Source organism: Blastomonas sp. RAC04 (assembly GCF_001713435.1).
In the GTDB taxonomy this organism is placed as follows: domain Bacteria; phylum Pseudomonadota; class Alphaproteobacteria; order Sphingomonadales; family Sphingomonadaceae; genus Blastomonas; species Blastomonas fulva.
Genome location: NZ_CP016460.1, coordinates 1,946,213 through 1,962,018, shown reverse-complemented (window position 1 = coordinate 1,962,018; position 15,806 = coordinate 1,946,213). Strand labels below are relative to the sequence as shown.

Sequence of the window (15,806 nt, the reverse complement as noted above, 5' to 3'; positions counted from 1 at the left end):
CTTTTGCGATGCGGCGGCGCCAACGCGTCATTCCCGCGTTCGCGGGAATGACGGGATTGTGCACCGGACGATTAATCTGACCCCTGGGCTCCGGCTCTCGCTGGAGAACGGGCAAGAAAGGAACGTCACCACATGACCGCCCAAATCGAATTCTGCTTCGACCTCTCCAGCCCGTGGACATATCTCGCGTTCCACAACATCCGCCCGCTGGCAGCAAGACACGGGGCGGCGATCCGGTGGACGCCGATCCTGGTCGGCGGGGTGTTCAACGCCGCGAACCCCTCGGTCTATGCCGCTCGCGAAAATGCGAGCAGCCCCAAGTTCCGGCATATGGGAAAGATCCTGCGCGACTGGGCGCAATGGACCGGGGTGGAGCTGCACTTCCCCGCGCCATGGCACCCACTCAAGAGCATCCACGCCATGCGTGCCGCCTGCGCGCTGGAGGATGACCAGGCTGCGCTCGAGCGCTTTGCCGAGGCTGCCTTCCATGCCTATTTCGTCGAACAGCGCAATCTCGATGACCCGGTGGAAGTCGCTGCGGTCGCCGATGCCATCGGCATGGATGGCGCGGCGCTGATCACTGCGGCGAACAGCCAGCCGGTCAAGGACCACCTGCGCGCCAACACCGACGCGTTGGTGGCACGCGGCGGCTATGGTTCGCCCTCGATTTTCGTGGGAAGCACCGATATGTATTTTGGCAACGACCAGTTGCCGCTGGTGGAACAGGCGCTGAAGCGCGCCAAGGGAGAGAGCATTTCATGAACGACCGGGTCAGCATCACTATCGCAAACCATGTCGCCGATGTCCGGCTGAACCGCGCGGACAAGATGAACGCGCTCGACCCGGCGATGTTCGATGGCATCATCGCCGCGATCGACCGTCTGGGCAGCGAACCCGGCGTGCGCGCGGTTGTCTTGTCGGGCGAGGGGCGCTCGTTCTGTGCCGGGCTCGACATGGCAAGCTTCACCGCGCCAGGCGGTGGGTCGGGCGGGGATGCACCCGCCGCGCTTACCGACAGGACCTATGGCAACGCCAACAAGTTCCAGCAGGTAGCGTTCGGCTGGCGCAAGCTGCCGATGCCGGTGATCGCCGCGGTGCACGGGGTATGTTTCGGCGGTGGTCTGCAGATCATGTCGGGCGCGTGCATGCGCATCATCGCGCCCGATGCGCGGCTGTCAGTGATGGAAATGCGCTGGGGGCTGATCCCCGACATGGGCGGCTATGCTTTGTGGCGCGGCACCGTGCGCGACGATGTGCTGCGCGAGCTCACTTACACCAACCGCGAGTTCTCGGGTGAGGAGGCGGGCCGCATCGGCTTTGCGACGCATCTCGATGCCGATCCCCATGCCCGCGCGATGGCCATCGCCACCGAGATCGCGACCAAGAACCCCGATGCGGTGCGCGCCGCCAAGGACCTGTTCAACCGCACGCCCGACCTGGATACCGACGCGATCCTGATGGAAGAAAGCGTGCTGCAGGACCAGATCATCCGCACGCCCAACCAGATGGAGGCGGCGTTCGCGTTCATGCAGAAACGGCCTGCCAACTTCAGCTGACGCGAATTAGCCCCAGTCCAGAAATCCTGCGCGGATGCAGTGGTCGATCATCCGCCTGAACGCAGGTTCGTCGATCACCGGCGGGGGAATGTCGGCCAGCCTGGCGAGCGCCTCCCCGGAAAAACGCGGGCTGCGCTGGAAATAGTCGAAGAATTGCGGGCCGATCCGCCGGTGGACCATCGCCACCCGCCGGTCGCGTTCGCTGGCATGATAGTCGGGCGGCGGCATGATCGTCGCGGGCACCGTGCCGGGATAATCGCCGACGATCGCCAGCATGTCCGTCATCGCGAATGGCGCGGCGCCGACAAGGTGCACCCGCTGGCCGTCAAACGCGGCGAAATTGTCCACCATCGCCATCAGCCCGGCGGTGACATGGCAGATCGGCACGATGGCAAAGGCAGCATCGCTTGCTGCGGGGACGGCGCCCAGCAGCGGCGATCCGAACAGCCGGAACAGGTGATGGAAGCCGTCGATCCGGGGGATCGCTCCATCGCTGAGCCGTCCGACGATGATCGCAGGGCGCGCAATCGCAGCGGCCAGACCGTGCGCCCGCGCCGCGTCAACCAGCGCTTCGGCGCGCGCCTTGCTGGCCTCGTATCCGTTGGTGAAATCGGCGGCGGGATTGGCGGGGGTTTCGGCGATCAGCCCGTCGGCGCGGCCGCAGACATAAGCGGTAGAGACGTGGAGCAGCGGGCAGTCCCACGCCTGCGCCAGCGCAATGGCGTGCGCAGTGCCGCCGACATTGACCGCCTGATGCACCGCATCGGCTGCGGCGAAATCGACCGTGGCGGCGCAGTGGACCAGCAGGTCGATATCCCTTGGCGTCTCGGCCAGGCCGAATCCTGGCAGCGCAACATCGCCATGCAGGACATGGATCTCGCTGATCCGGTCGCGCTGATCCATGTCGAGCACATCGCGCCCTTCGCCGCGCACCAGCGCAGTGACGCGGTGCCCGGCATCAAGCAGCGCGCCTGCCAGCGCCCCGCCGACCAGTCCGGTCGCCCCGGTCAGGAAGATGTGCATGGGTGCTCCAGTCCGGCAGCCCCAAACCACCTCCGCTCAGCCTGAGCGTGTCGAAGGCCCCGCGCATTCGGTCCGGCCACCTTCCTCGTCACCCCCGCGAAGGCAAGGGTCCCGCTTGTGAGCCGCACGAATGTAGGAGCGGGATTCCCGCGTGCGCGGGAATGACGAAGATGGATACGCAAACCTCGCGCGGGGCCTTCGAAACGCTCAGGCTGAGCGGGGGAGGGGAGCGACAAAGGGAAAAGCAGCGAACTCAACAACACCCTGCTGCTACCAAGCCATCCTCGCCCGCAGCCTGCGCGAAGGGCAGCCCGCCTCCGCAGCCTGCGAACACGCCGTAATGCGTCGAGAAGTCACCGATAAACTGGAAGTGCTCGGCAAAGCGCGTATCGCTCAGCATCTTCCAGCTGTTGCCGCAGATCGGGAAGATCCGCCCGCGCTCGATCAGGTGGTGCTTGTCGAGCGTGAACACGCGCTCCTCGCCCTCGACGGTGCCCAGATAGACCACCGCCTGGCCATAATCCTCGCACTCGGGCTCGAGGTCGTCGAGCTTGAACAGCCGGTAGGTGGCCGAGAAGAAATCGATCCCGTCGAGCATTTCGGCAATGCGCGGATCGCCGATGCCCAGCGGGCGGTCCTTGACCAGACGCGGATCGGTGAAACCGGCGGCCTTGGAGAGCTTGAGGAAATCGCCCCAATAGAGCGCGCCCGACAGGCACTCGCCGTGAAGCACCGGATCGGTCAGCAAATGCTGCGGCACCCGCCGGCTCGAATAGACATCGGAGAAATACATCTCGCCGCCGGGCTTGAGCAGCCGGTGCGCATCGGCGAACACCTTGGCCTTGTCGCCGACGAGATTGATCACGCAGTTGGAGACGATGATGTCGAAGCTGCCCGGTGCCAGATCGAGCGCATCGAGCTTCTCGATGTCGCCCTCGACAAAGCGCACGTTCGATTTGGCATAACCGAAGGTCTCGCGGTGCCATTCGAGATGCGCGTTGGCGATGGCGAGCTGTTCGGGGGTGGCATCGACGCCCACGACCTCGCCGTGCTCGCCAACCAATTGCGCGAGGATATAGGCGTCCTGGCCCGAGCCCGAGCCGAGATCGAGGATCCGCGCGCCGGCAATCGCCGACGGCGCGATCAGCCCGCAGCCATAATAGCGCGCCTTCACATCCGCATGGACATTGGCCAGCGCCTTGATCACCGCGATCGGCGGGCGTTCCGACGTGGTGCACGCATCGGTGCGCAGGTCGGCGGATTCGGACAGCACCTTGCCGTAATATTCACGCGAATTTTCGAGATTCATGCTGGATTCCCTCTGATCTGGCGCACATGGTCTAGCGAGAAGAATTCGCCGTAACCAGCCGCATTGTTTCACCGAAACGGGGTCTATGAAATATTCGCACGACGTGATCGTCATCGGGGCAGGGTCTGCCGGGCTGGTCTGCTCGGGCGGGTTGGCGATGTTCGGGCTGAAGCCGCTGCTGATCGAGCGCGCAGCGATGGGGGGCGATTGCCTCAACACCGGCTGCGTGCCCAGCAAGGCGCTGATCTCCGCCGCGCACCGCGCGCACGACATGCGCAACGCCGCCGAGTTCGGCATGGCCTCGGTCGAGCCCAAGGTCGATTTCCGCGCGGTGCACGCAGCGGTGCATCAGGCGATCAAGACCATCGAGCCGCATGACAGCGTCGAACGCTTCGAAGGCATGGGCGTGGCGGTGGTGCGCGGCGATGCGACGTTCACCGGCCCCAAGAGCGTTGTGGTGGGTGGCACCACCTACACCGCGCCGCGGATCGTCATCGCGGTGGGCAGCCGCGCGTACGTCCCGCCGATCAAGGGGCTCGAGGCGGTTGCGTACCTCACCAACCACAATGTCTGGGACCTGACCGAACTGCCGCAGCGGCTGATCGTGCTGGGTGGCGGACCGATCGGCATGGAGATGGCGCAGGCGTTCCGGCGGCTTGGGTCTGAGGTCGTCGTCGCCACCAAGGGTCGCCCGTTCCCCAAGGATGACGCAGATGCCGCCAGGATCGTGATCGACCGGCTGACCGGCGAGGGGATCGAGCTGATCCATGATGCCGAGGCCGATGCGGTGGCCAAGACTGACCAAGGCCTTACGCTGACGCTCAAGGATGGACGCACGATCACCGGCACGCATCTGCTGATCGCCACCGGGCGCGAGGTCAACTTCGACGGGCTGGGGCTTGAGGCCGCTGGCGTCAAATACGACAAGAAGGGCATCCTGGTCGATGCCCGGCGGCGGACCAGCGCGAAACACATCTACGCCATTGGCGACTGCCGCGATGGCCCGCGCTTCACCCATGCCAGCGGATACGAGGGCGGCAATGTCGCGCTCGAGATCAGCCTGGGGGTGCCGACCAAGGCCAATTATTCCGCGCTGCCCTGGGTCACCTACACCGACCCCGAACTCGCGCAGGTTGGCATGACCGAGGACGAGGCGCGCAAGGCGCACGGCGACAAAATCACCGTCTGGCGCGAGGACTTCGACCACAACGACCGCGCGGTGACCGAGCGCGAAGTCACCGGCTTCGTCAAACTGGTCAAGAAGGGCAGCAAGGTTATCGGCGGCACCGTGGTTGGCCGCGGCGCGGGAGACCTGATCCTGCCCATCGCGATGATGATCGCGGGCAAATCCTCGACCTTCGGCGTCGCCAGCCTGATCGTGCCCTATCCCAACCGGTCCGAGCACATCAAGGCGGCGGCCTTCGCCTCGGATGAGGCGAAGGTGTTCAACAAGTGGTCGCGGGGCTGGGCGCGGTTCCTGGCAAAGCGGCGGGGGTGATGGGTTTGAGCGTGTAGTGGCGTCTTGGTTTCAGGAGACTCGCCATCACGCATTGAAGGCCGGAATCGGTGGAAAGCGGACGTCGCTATGCATCTCCATTACAAGATACAAAGACAAGCGTTTCGCTGGGGACATTGTAGAGCAGGCTGATAACCGCACAGCCGCCGTCATTCACTGCTGGGACTTCGTTCGCCTCTACCCAATACGATTTGCCTCCTTCCCACTTCGACGGCATACCGCCGATACCTGAGAAAAGGTAAGTTCCTTCTACATTGCCGGTATCGTCTTGAGTGTAAAAGCGGGCATAGCGCCGTAGATCAAAATTAGCATGACGGGTTAACACTTGCTTTTCTATAGATTCAGCGAGCGCCACGTTCCGTGACAGGGATGTTTGATTGCTCGTGTCACCGCCGCCGCAGTTCACCAAGCCGAATGCCATCATCAAGAGGGGGAGCGTTCTGGTTCTCGCCATACCTGCAAATCTTATGTGAAAGTTACCTGTCAGCAAAGTGGTCGTTTCCTGAAAGTCAGTTTTGTTTCTGGATTGCGCCAAGCCCGCCACTCTCATCCGCTCAGCTGAGCTTGTCGAAGGCCCCGCGCTAAGGTTCGTCCAAGAGACACGTCACCCCCGCGTACGCGGGGGTCCCGCTTTCTTTGCGATGGGTTGAGAACAAGCGGGATTCCCGCGTTCGCGGGAATGACGGTGTTGGAGACGGAGCGGCTTCGCGTGGCCTTCGACAGGCTCAGGCTGAGCGGGGGTGGTTAGGAGCGGAGCATTCGAGGGCGGGTTGGGTCCGTAGGGTCGCCAGCGTGCCTTAGGTCACACCCTCAATGTAAAAACGCCTTCACCATCAAACACTAACGCTATGTTCACCCTTTTTCGTCATAGCTGATGCCAATCTGCGTGGACCCGGCCTGGCTTTTTGCCGTGCCTGAGGGATTCGCGGGGCGATGAAAAAGGTGCTGACATGGGATTGTTCCGTCTGTTGAAAATGGGAATCGCGGCTCTGGCGGCCACCGCCTTGCTGGCGGGTTGCGCCTCGAGCGCCAGCGGGCCGCAGCTGCCTCCGGCATCGTTCGTCTCGCTGTCCGATGGTCCGGGCGAGGAATACATTATCGGCCCGCTCGACGAGCTGACCGTGTTCGTCTGGCGCAATCCCGAGCTGGGCGCCAAGGTGCAGGTGCGCCCCGATGGCCGCATCACCACGCCGCTGATCACCGATATGCCCGCCGTGGGCAAGACCCCGACGATGCTGGCCGAGGATATCAAACTTCAACTATCGCAGTTCATCCAGGAGCCGATCGTCTCGGTGATCGTCAACAGCTTTGCCGGCACCTTCTCGCAGCAGGTGCGGATCGTTGGTGCGACCGAAAAGCCCGCCTCGATCCCCTATCGCGCCAACATGACGCTGCTCGATGCGATGATCGCCGTGGGCGGCCTGTCCGAATTCGCAGCGGGTAACCGCGCCAAGCTGGTACGGTTCGACAAGGTGTCGGGCCGCCAGCAGGAATATCCGATCAAGCTGGGCGACCTCATCAAGAAGGGCGACAGCCGCGCCAATGTTCTGCTCCAGCCGGGCGATGTCATCATCATCCCGGAAAGCATGTTCTGAGCGTCCCACAGCCGAACCGACCCGTATAGCTGAAAGAAAAGCCCGACCGATGACTGGCCTGTACGAAGAATTCCGGATTGCGGTTCACAGCGTGTGGCAGCGCCGCTGGCTGGCGATGGCCATTGCCTGGGGCATTTGCGTGCTCGGCTGGCTGGCGGTCGCCTTGATCCCCAACACCTATGAATCGCAGGCCAAGCTTTTCGTCCAGACCAAGGCGATCCTGCCTGAGAATACCGGCATCAGTCCGGTCGAACGGCAGAAGCAGATCGACACCGTCGAGCAGACGCTGACTTCGGCTGCCAACCTCGGCAAGGTCGTGCGCGGCACGGACCTCGGCAAGAACCTCGTCACCCCGCGCGAGATCGAGGGCGCCGTGAATGGCCTTCGCACCGCGATCAAGATCAAGTCCGAGCAGGACAATCTGTTCGAGATCTCCGCGACGATGTCCGCCGGCGGCCGTTCCGACGGCGAAGCGGCGACTCTGGCGCGCGATGTCGTGCAGAAGCTGATCGACATCTTCGTCGAGGAGAACCTCGCAGGCGGTCGCGGCGAGACCAGCGACACGCTGCGCTTCCTCGATGAACAGCTCGCCAAAAGGCAGAAGGAGCTGGAGATCGCCGAGCAGAAGCGGGTCAAGTTCGAGACCGAGAACCTCGGCATGCTGCCGGGTATCGGATCGGTCAGCCAGCGGCTGGAGACGGGCCGGGTCGAGATCAACCAGATCGATTCGCAGCTGATCGCAGCCCAGAGCGCGCTTGCCGCGATCAACGGCCAGATCGCCGGAACCCCGCAGACCATCGCGGGCGGTGCCAGCGGCGGCGGGGTCAATCCGCTCGCACAGGCGCAGGGCGAGCTTGCGGGCATGAAGGCGCGCGGCCTTACCGACCAGCATCCCGATGTCCAGGCGCTCAAGAACCAGATCGCCGCGCTCAAGTCCGCGGGCGCAGGCGCAAGCACCAGCTATGGCGTCTCCAACCCCGCCTACAGCTCGCTGATCAGCATGCGGGCCGAGCGCCAGGCGGCGGTCACCGCGCTGCAATCGCGCAAGGCTGCGCTGCAGGGCGAGATGAACGCGATGGTCGCCAAGCAGATCCAGGAGCCCGGCGTCGCCGCCGAGCAGGCGCGGATCGCGCGCGATTATGAAGTGCTCAAGACCCAGTATGACAAGCTGCTCGCCGACCGCGAGCAGGTGCGGCTGCGCGGGCAGGTGGAAACGCAGACCGATGCGGTCCGCTTCGACCTGATCACCCCGCCGTCCAGCCCGCGCACTCCGATCGCGCCCAACCGCCCGCTGCTGCTGATCGCGGTGCTGCTTGCCGGAATCGGCGGGGGCATCGGCGGGGCGTTCGCGCTTGGCCAGCTCAGCGCCAGCTATCCCACCGCCGCCAAGCTCGAAGCGGCCAGCGGCCTGCCGGTGATCGGATCGATCTCGCAGATGCTGACCCAGGCCCAGCGGGACGAACGCAAGCGCAAGCTGCGGCTTTATGTCGGATCGGGCGGCGCGCTGGTGGGCGTGTTCCTGCTGCTGCTGGTGATCGAGTTCATCCAGCGCGGTTCGGTGGTGTGAGGGGCAAGAAAGACATGACGATGCACGACCCCATTTCCTCGCCGGACAAATCCAGCGGCACGCCCTCGCTGATCGAGCGGGCGGCGGACATGTACGATTTCCGCAAGAGCCTGAACCAGCCCGCGCCCCAGCTGCCTGACACCCCGGTGGACGAGACTCCGGCGCCTGCCGCTGCGCCCGCGCCGGTTGCGGCTCCCGCTCCGGCTGCCGTTTCCGCCGCTCCTGCACCCGCGCCTGTTGCCGCCGCCGCTGCGGTCGCTCGCCCGCGGATGCGCCCCAGCCTTCCGGTTGCGGCAATCGACCGCGACCAGATGCGCGAGCGCGCGTTCATCGTGCCCGATGGCCCGGTGACGAGCATTTCCGAAGAGTTCCGCATCGTCAAACGCCGCTTGCTCGCCAGCATCCAGGCAGAGGCCAATGCCGGCCTTGGCGCAGCGGCGCAGCGCATCCTGATCTGTTCGGCGCAGCCCAACGAGGGCAAGACCTACAGCGCGATCAACCTTGCCCTGTCGATCGCGACCGAGCAGGATCATGATGTGCTGCTGGTCGATGCCGATTTCGCCAAGCCCAGCATCCTCTCCTCGCTCGGGATAGAGGGACAGCGCGGCCTGATGGATGCGCTGGCCGATCCTTCGGTGGCGGTCGAGGACTGCATCATCCCCACCGACATTCGCGGGCTTTCCGTCCTGCCCGCCGGGCGCCAGACCAACACCGACAGCGAATATCTCGCCTCGGCGCGCACGCTTGAGGTGCTCGCCAGGCTCACCGATGGTCATCCGGGCCGGATCGTGATCTTCGATTCGCCGCCTCTGCTCGCCGCATCGCCCGCGGCAACGCTCGCCCAGCATGTCGGCCATGCGCTGATGGTGGTGCGCGCCGATGTCACCAGCGAGCGCGCGCTGCGCGATGCGCTGGGACTGATTTCAGGCTGCAACCAGATTCAGCTGCTGCTCAACGGGGTCAAATTCTCCCCGTCTGGCCGCAGCTTCGGGTCCTATTATGGATATGGAGAATGACCATGGCGAAATGGTCTGCTTTCAAGAATGCCAAACACGGCTTGCCATTGACCGCGCTGGCCTTCGCGCTTGCCGCCGTGCCCCAGGCGGCGCACGCGCAGCAGGGCGGCGGAGGCCAGGGCAGTGATGTCGGCGGGGGGCGTCAGCGCACCGCTGTGATCCCGTATCTGGAAGTCGGCCAGGTGCTGTTCAGCGACATCAAGAACGGCGGCGACCTGCTGACCTACAGCCTGGTGGCAGTGGGCGTCGATGCCGCGGTGCAGTCGTCGCGCGCCGAGGCGCAGGTCAGCCTGCGCTACGAGCGGCGCTTTTCCTGGAACGACCAGTTCGGCGATGAGGATGTCGTCAGCGGCATCGCCCGCGCCAACTATCAGATCATCCCCAACACGCTTTCGATCGAGGCGGGTGCGCTGGGTCTGCGTTCGCGGATCGATGGCGCAGGTGCTGCCCCCAGCAACCTCATCGGCGGGTCGGATAACGTCACCCAAGTCTATTCGCTTTATGCCGGACCGACGCTGGCCACGCAGGTCGGCACGGTCGATGTCAACGCGGCCTATCGCATCGGCTATACCAAGGTAGAGGCGGACACCGTCGTTCTGCCGGTCGGCCAGCGTCCGGTCGACATCTTCGGCGACAGCGTCAACCACGCGGCGAGCCTCGCGATTGGCCAACAGCCCGGCGGCTTCCTGCCTGTGGGCTGGTCGGTCAGCGGCGGCTATTATCGCGAGGATACCAGCCAGCTCGACCAGCGCTTCGAGGACAAGATCGTGCGCGCCGACATCACCGTGCCGGTGAGCCCGACGCTCGCATTGGTCGGCGGCGTGGGCTATGAAGATATCGAGATTTCGGAGCGCAACGCGTTGCGCGATGCGGCGGGCAATCCGCTGGTCGGCAATGACGGCCGCCTCCTGACCGACAAGAGCTCGCCCCGGCTGCTGTCCTATGATCAGGATGGCCTGATCTGGGATGTCGGCGTGCTGTGGCGGCCCAGCCGTCGCACCTCGCTCGAGGCGCGGGTCGGCAAACGCTATGACAGCATGACCTATTACGGATCGTTCACTTACACCCCCAGTCAGCGGCTGGCGGCGAACCTGACGGTGTACGATCTGGTGACCGGGTTCGGTTCGCGGCTGAACGACAGCCTCGCAGGTCTGCCCACCCAGTTCGATGCGACGCGCAACCCGCTGAGCGGCGATCTCAACTCCTGCGTCTTCGGCGGGGGCGGCGGCAACTGCCTGAACGATTCGCTGCAGTCGGTCGCCTCTTCGTTCTTCCGCACGCGCGGCGTTACCGGCCAGATCAGCCTGAACAGCGGCAGTTGGACGCACGGGCTGGGCGCCGGCTACAGCCGCCGCAAGTTCTTTGCCGCAGACACCGGCGCACTGGCAGGGTTCGACCAGACGATCGATGAAATCTGGTTCGCCAGCTATGTCGGCGCCAAGCAGCTCGATGCCCGGTCGAGCGTGACCGGCACGGTCTATGCGACCTATCTGGAAAACGGACCCGGCCAGGTGCTCAACGGCGCGGGAAGCGATGTGCTGGGGCTTGGCACCAACGCCGCCTATGCCCGCAACTTCACCAACCGCTTCTCGGGCAGCGTCGCGCTGGGGCTCGATTATTTCGATCCCAAGGGCTTCGAAAGCAGCCTGGTGGCGTCCGCGCTGCTGGCGCTGCGCTATTCGTTCCAGTAAGTTCTTAGATCCAGATCAGGGGGCAAGCCCATGTACGAAACCCATTATGGCCTCACCGGACGGCCCTTTCAGCTGACCCCCGACCCGCGCTTCTATTTCGAGAGCGCGACGCACCGCAAGGCGATGTCGTACCTGGGCTATGGCCTGGCGCAGGGTGAGGGGTTCATCATCATCACCGGCGAGATCGGTGCGGGCAAGTCGACTTTGGTCGCGCATCTGATGCAGACCGTGGACAAGGCGCGGCTGACCGCTGCCCAGATCGTCACCACCCAGCTCAAGGGCGATGATCTGCTGCACATGGTCGCCAGCAGCTTCGGCGTGCCGACCGCGGGGCTCGACAAGACCGGCACGCTGGGCGCGATCGAGCATTTCCTCCACACCGAGGCGCGCGCCGGACGCCGCTGCCTGCTGGTGGTCGATGAATCGCAGAACCTGCCGCTGCCCGCGCTCGAGGAGCTGCGGATGCTGTCGAACTTCCAGCTGGGAAGCCACCCGCTGCTGCAGATCTTCCTGCTCGGCCAGCCCGAGTTCCGCGCATCGGTGCAGGGCGCGCCCGGGCTGGAGCAGTTGCGCCAGCGGATCATCGCGACCCACCATCTGGGCGCGATGGATCTGCACGAGGTGCAGCCCTATATCGAACACCGGATGAAGCTGGTCGGCTGGCAGGGTCGCCCCGCCTTTGCCGAGGATCTGTGGGCAAGGCTGTTCGCTGAAACCGGCGGTATCCCGCGCAAGATCAACATGCTGATCAACCGCGTGCTGCTGATGGCGGCGGTGGACAACCGCGAAACGATCGATGCCGCGCTGGTCGAGGCCGTGGTCGCGGACCTTGCGGTCGATGCGATGACCGATGACGATTGGGACAACGAGGCCGCGCTCGCGAGCGCGGCTACCCATGCCGCGCATTCCGCATCGGTTGCGACGACCCCGCAAGCGCCTGTGGCCGCGATGGCCGCGCCCGTGATCCCCGAAGTCAGCAAGGCCGACTTCAACCAGTTCGTCGCCGAGGTCCGCGCCTTTGCCGGGCAGCAGGAAACCGAGCGCAAGTTCCTGGTCAATGAACTCCAGGCCGCGCTTGACCGGGTCCAGGCGCTGGAGGCAGCTCCCAAGGCTACGCCGGTCGATCTTGCACCGCTGCTCGCGCGCATCCATGCGCTTGAGGAACAGCAGGCCGAGCAGCAAAAGGCATTGCACCGCGTGCTCGCTTTGCTGGTAGGCTGGGTCGAGGACGAATCCGCCGGCATGTGGCCCAAGGGCCAGGCCGCCTGAAATCGTCGCCCGAAGTTTTGGGTCGTTACTGCCGTTTGCCAGGAGTCTAATACCGTGCGCGAAGAATCGCTGGGACCAGATCGCACCGATCCGCGCGCCATCGTCAACGGCCTGTCGGTCGATGTCGAAGAGTATTTCCAGGTCGGCGCGTTCGAGAACACGATTGCGTCCGGCGACTGGGACGGCATCGCCAGCCGGGTGGACTTCAACACCGGTGCAGTGCTCGATCTGTTCGCGCGCTGCGGGGTCAAGGCGACGTTCTTCACCCTGGGCTGGGTCGCGCATCGCCATCCCGCGTTGATCCGCCGGATCATCGCCGAGGGGCACGAGATCGCCAGCCACGACTGGGATCACACCCGCGTTTTCACCATGACGCCCGACCAGTTTCGTGCCGATATCGATCGCGCACGCGCCGCTCTGGAAGACGCAGGTGGCGTGGCGATCCGCGGCTATCGCGCGCCGAGCTTCTCGATCGACCAGCGTACCCCCTGGGCGCACCCGATCCTGGCCGAGCAGGGCTATGCCTATTCGTCGAGCGTCGCGCCCATCGCGCACGACCATTATGGCTGGCGCGCCGCGCCGCGCTTTGCGTTTCACCCCGTGGAGGGATCGGACCTGATCGAACTTCCGGTGACCACGGTCGAGCTGGGCGAGCGTCGCTTTGGTGCAGGCGGTGGCGGCTTCTTCCGAATCCTGCCCTATGCCCTCTCGCGCTGGGCGCTGCGCCGGGTCAACGCCACCGATGGGCAGCCCGCGATCTTCTATTTCCATCCGTGGGAGGTCGATCCCGATCAGCCGCGCGTCGCCAATGCCCCGCTCAAGTCGCGGGTGCGGCACTATACCGGGCTGGGCGCGATGGCGGGCAAGCTCGAGCAGTTGACGCGCGATTTCCATTGGTGCCGGATCGACGAGATCGCGCTGCCGCTTGCGGCGGGGCGGTTGTGATGCTGCATTTCGTGCCCCCGACGTGCACTGCGCCCTCGGTGCGTCTGGCGAACCTCGCCGACCCGCAGGAGCGCACGCGGCTGTGTGCCTGGATCGATAGCCGCGAGGAGGCGACCGCGTTCCACCGGATCGCCTGGGGGGAGGCCGTGGCGCGCTCGACCGGCCATGATTTCCTGGCGCTGGTCGCAGAGGATGCCGCCGGATCGCTCACCGGCTATCTGCCGCTGCACGCGGTGCATTCTCCGCTGTTCGGGCGCGCGATGGTGTCGGCAGGCTTCGCGGTCGATGGCGGGATCCTCGCCAGCGATGGCGCCAGCGCGCAGGCGCTCGCCGACGCCGCCTGGCAGCTGGCCGAGCGCTACAGTGCCCCGACGCTCGAGCTGCGCGGCGGCTGGCTGCCCGACGATCCGGCCTGGACGATCAAGTCGAACGCGCACGCAGGCTTTGTCGCCGATCTGGTCGCCGATGGTCCGGATGCCGACCAGAAGCAGCTTGAATGGGTGCCGCGCAAGCAGCGCGCCGAGGTCCGCAAGGGGCTTGCCAACGATCTGGTGGTGCGCACCGGCACCCGCGCAATCGACCGCGAGCAGCATTATGCGGTCTATGCGACAAGCGTCCGCAACCTCGGCACCCCGGTGTTCCCGCGCGCGCTGTTCGAGGCGGTGCTCGATGGCCTGGGCGACGATGCCGACATCCTCACCGTGCTGCACGACGATAATCCGGTGGCGAGCGTGCTCAACCTCTACCATCGCGGCACCGTGATGCCCTTCTGGGGCGGCGGCGTCTGGGCGGCGCGCGGGCTTCGGGCCAACGACATCATGTATTATGCGCTGATGAACCACGCCCGGCGGCGTGGCTGCACCCGGTTCGATTTCGGGCGTTCGAAGGTCGGCAGCGGCGCGTTCGCGTTCAAGAAGAACTGGGGCTTCGAGCCTTCGCCCTTGAGCTATGCGATCCGCAACGCCGATGGCCAGCCGCCGCGCGACGTCAATCCGCTGAGCCCCAAATACCGGCTGCAGATCGCCTTGTGGCAGCGGCTGCCGCTGCCAATCGCCAACCGTCTGGGGCCGCTGATCGCGAACGGGCTTGGCTGAGATGGGCGAAACGCTCTTCCTTGCGCACCGCATTCCGTTTCCGCCGGACCGCGGCGACAAGATTCGTTCGTGCGCGATGCTGCGCGCGCTCGCCGCGCGTGGGCCCGTGCATGTCGCGACCTTTGGCGAGACCGATGCGGACATGGCCGCCGAGGTCGAGCTAGCCTGGACCGCGACCAGCCATGTGCTGGTGCGGCGGACCATTTCCAACCTGCGCGCGGGGCTCAATGCGCTTGCCGCCGGCAAGCCGGTGTCGCTGGTGGCGTTCGAAAGTGCCGAGATCGGCCACTTCGTCAGCCGCCTGATCGCCACGCGGCCGATCGACACGATCTTCGTCTTTTCGGGGCAGATGGCGCAGTTCATTCCGCCAAGCTTTGCGGGCCGCGTCGTCATGGATTTCGTCGACATGGATTCGGCCAAGTTCGCAGCCTATGCCGATGCTGCGCAGGGACCGATGAAGCTGGTGCACGCGCGCGAGGCGCGGCTCCTGGGTGCGTTCGAGCAGACCGTGGCGCGCCGCGCCGATCTGTCGCTGTTTGTCAGCCCGGCAGAAGCGGCGCTGTTTCGCGAGACGCTGGGCGATCCCTCTGTCCGCGTCGAGGGGATCAGCAACGGCATCGATACGGTCGCCTATGACCCCGCCGGGGTGGCGCCCGCACCCTATGCGCAGGACAACGGCCCGCACCTCGTGTTCACCGGGCAGATGGACTACGCGCCCAATGTCGATGCGGTGGTGCATTTTGCGCGCCAAGTGCTGCCGGCTGTTCGCGCCGAACACCCTGATGCATGCTTCCACATCGTCGGGCGCAATCCGGTCGCTGCGGTCCGCGCGCTTGCCAGCCTAGCGGGGGTGAACGTGGCCGGCGCGGTCGATGACATCCGTCCCTGGATCGCCTCGGCCGATGTCGTGGTCGCGCCCTTGCGGATCGCGCGCGGGATACAGAACAAGGTGCTCGAGGCGATGGCGATGGCGCGCCCTGTGGTGGCGTCCGCCGCCGCCGCTGAGGGGATCGTCGCCCAGGACGGCGAGCATTTCATGATCGCGCATGATGACGCCGCGATGGCCGCCGCGGTCAACGCGCTTGCCTCCGATCGCGCGCGCGGCGCGGCGATGGGGCAGACGGCGCGCGCACACATGCTGCAATGCTATCAGTGGGATGCGCAGCTGGCGCCTTTGATGCGCTGGCTTGATGCACCTGTGCCCGCGCTGCAAAGTGCGGCCTGA

Annotated in this window: 14 protein-coding genes; 11 read left to right on the top strand and 3 right to left on the bottom strand. The window is 65.4% G+C overall.

Features of this window, described 5'->3' with window-relative positions; translation table 11 throughout:
- Positions 1-132 precede the first annotated feature (132 nt).
- Entirely contained in the window at positions 133-762 is a 630-nt protein-coding gene (locus BSY18_RS10075; RefSeq protein ID WP_069050516.1) for a 2-hydroxychromene-2-carboxylate isomerase, read from the top strand.
- Complete coding sequence (locus tag BSY18_RS10070) at positions 759-1,556, top strand: crotonase/enoyl-CoA hydratase family protein (RefSeq protein WP_069050515.1); 798 nt, start codon at positions 759-761, stop codon at positions 1,554-1,556. The genes BSY18_RS10075 and BSY18_RS10070 overlap by 4 nt, the downstream gene beginning before the upstream one ends.
- 6 nt (positions 1,557-1,562) lie before the next feature.
- Here BSY18_RS10070 and BSY18_RS10065 read toward each other — a convergent pair whose 3' ends face one another.
- Together BSY18_RS10065 and BSY18_RS10060 are read right to left on the bottom strand one after the other, a co-directional pair.
- Positions 1,563-2,579: an SDR family oxidoreductase gene (locus BSY18_RS10065; protein ID WP_069050514.1), complete on the bottom strand. Its 1,017-nt coding sequence runs from the start codon at positions 2,577-2,579 to the stop codon at positions 1,563-1,565.
- 253 nt (positions 2,580-2,832) lie between these two features.
- The gene (locus BSY18_RS10060; protein ID WP_069050513.1) at positions 2,833-3,888 is read right to left on the bottom strand and encodes a methyltransferase domain-containing protein; all 1,056 of its coding nucleotides are present in this window, start codon (positions 3,886-3,888) and stop codon (positions 2,833-2,835) included.
- 85 nt (positions 3,889-3,973) lie between these two features.
- Here BSY18_RS10060 and BSY18_RS10055 point away from each other — a divergent pair, with 85 nt between their 5' ends.
- Positions 3,974-5,386, top strand: coding sequence for a dihydrolipoyl dehydrogenase family protein (locus tag BSY18_RS10055; RefSeq protein WP_069050512.1), 1,413 nt, complete (start codon positions 3,974-3,976; stop codon positions 5,384-5,386).
- 85 nt (positions 5,387-5,471) lie between these two features.
- Here the strand turns inward: BSY18_RS10055 and BSY18_RS20965 are convergent, their stop codons facing one another.
- Positions 5,472-5,831: a hypothetical protein gene (locus tag BSY18_RS20965; RefSeq protein ID WP_150126257.1), complete on the bottom strand. Its 360-nt coding sequence runs from the start codon at positions 5,829-5,831 to the stop codon at positions 5,472-5,474.
- Positions 5,832-6,354: 523 nt separating this feature from the next.
- On the opposite strand from BSY18_RS20965, the gene BSY18_RS10050 reads away from it, so the two are divergent.
- Genes BSY18_RS10050 through BSY18_RS10015 form a run of 8 tightly spaced genes read left to right on the top strand, consistent with a single transcriptional unit; the run spans position 6,355 to position 15,806 of the window.
- Positions 6,355-6,999: an XrtA/PEP-CTERM system exopolysaccharide export protein gene (locus BSY18_RS10050; RefSeq protein ID WP_054134300.1), complete on the top strand. Its 645-nt coding sequence runs from the start codon at positions 6,355-6,357 to the stop codon at positions 6,997-6,999.
- Between the two features lie 49 nt (positions 7,000-7,048).
- Positions 7,049-8,566, top strand: a complete 1,518-nt coding sequence (locus BSY18_RS10045) for an XrtA system polysaccharide chain length determinant (protein ID WP_069050511.1) — start codon at positions 7,049-7,051, stop codon at positions 8,564-8,566.
- A 14-nt stretch (positions 8,567-8,580) separates the two neighbouring features.
- On the top strand, positions 8,581-9,582 hold the full coding sequence (locus tag BSY18_RS10040) for a capsular biosynthesis protein (RefSeq protein WP_069050510.1): 1,002 nt from the start codon (positions 8,581-8,583) through the stop codon (positions 9,580-9,582).
- A gap of 2 nt (positions 9,583-9,584) precedes the next feature.
- The gene (locus BSY18_RS10035; protein WP_069050509.1) at positions 9,585-11,273 is read left to right on the top strand and encodes a hypothetical protein; all 1,689 of its coding nucleotides are present in this window, start codon (positions 9,585-9,587) and stop codon (positions 11,271-11,273) included.
- Positions 11,274-11,303: 30 nt separating this feature from the next.
- A complete protein-coding gene (locus tag BSY18_RS10030) occupies positions 11,304-12,542 on the top strand; it encodes an XrtA/PEP-CTERM system-associated ATPase (RefSeq protein ID WP_069050508.1) in 1,239 nt (412 codons plus the stop codon).
- Positions 12,543-12,596: 54 nt separating this feature from the next.
- Positions 12,597-13,487: an XrtA system polysaccharide deacetylase gene (locus BSY18_RS10025; RefSeq protein WP_083231415.1), complete on the top strand. Its 891-nt coding sequence runs from the start codon at positions 12,597-12,599 to the stop codon at positions 13,485-13,487.
- Positions 13,487-14,581: a FemAB family XrtA/PEP-CTERM system-associated protein gene (locus BSY18_RS10020; protein WP_069050507.1), complete on the top strand. Its 1,095-nt coding sequence runs from the start codon at positions 13,487-13,489 to the stop codon at positions 14,579-14,581. The genes BSY18_RS10025 and BSY18_RS10020 overlap by 1 nt, the downstream gene beginning before the upstream one ends.
- 1 nt (position 14,582) lies before the next feature.
- Positions 14,583-15,806, top strand: coding sequence for a TIGR03087 family PEP-CTERM/XrtA system glycosyltransferase (locus BSY18_RS10015; RefSeq protein WP_069050506.1), 1,224 nt, complete (start codon positions 14,583-14,585; stop codon positions 15,804-15,806).

Excerpts from the sequence above, each read along its gene's own strand:
- BSY18_RS10075 (WP_069050516.1), top strand. The coding sequence starts at position 133 with ATGACCGCCCAAATCGAATTCTGCTTCGACCTCTCCAGCCCGTGGACA.
- BSY18_RS10070 (WP_069050515.1), top strand. The coding sequence starts at position 759 with ATGAACGACCGGGTCAGCATCACTATCGCAAACCATGTCGCCGATGTC.
- BSY18_RS10065 (WP_069050514.1), bottom strand. The coding sequence starts at position 2,579 with ATGCACATCTTCCTGACCGGGGCGACCGGACTGGTCGGCGGGGCGCTG.
- BSY18_RS10060 (WP_069050513.1), bottom strand. The coding sequence starts at position 3,888 with ATGAATCTCGAAAATTCGCGTGAATATTACGGCAAGGTGCTGTCCGAA.
- BSY18_RS10055 (WP_069050512.1), top strand. The coding sequence starts at position 3,974 with ATGAAATATTCGCACGACGTGATCGTCATCGGGGCAGGGTCTGCCGGG.
- BSY18_RS10050 (WP_054134300.1), top strand. The coding sequence starts at position 6,355 with ATGGGATTGTTCCGTCTGTTGAAAATGGGAATCGCGGCTCTGGCGGCC.
- BSY18_RS10045 (WP_069050511.1), top strand. The coding sequence starts at position 7,049 with ATGACTGGCCTGTACGAAGAATTCCGGATTGCGGTTCACAGCGTGTGG.
- BSY18_RS10040 (WP_069050510.1), top strand. The coding sequence starts at position 8,581 with ATGACGATGCACGACCCCATTTCCTCGCCGGACAAATCCAGCGGCACG.
- BSY18_RS10035 (WP_069050509.1), top strand. The coding sequence starts at position 9,585 with ATGGCGAAATGGTCTGCTTTCAAGAATGCCAAACACGGCTTGCCATTG.
- BSY18_RS10030 (WP_069050508.1), top strand. The coding sequence starts at position 11,304 with ATGTACGAAACCCATTATGGCCTCACCGGACGGCCCTTTCAGCTGACC.
- BSY18_RS10020 (WP_069050507.1), top strand. The coding sequence starts at position 13,487 with ATGCTGCATTTCGTGCCCCCGACGTGCACTGCGCCCTCGGTGCGTCTG.
- BSY18_RS10015 (WP_069050506.1), top strand. The coding sequence starts at position 14,583 with ATGGGCGAAACGCTCTTCCTTGCGCACCGCATTCCGTTTCCGCCGGAC.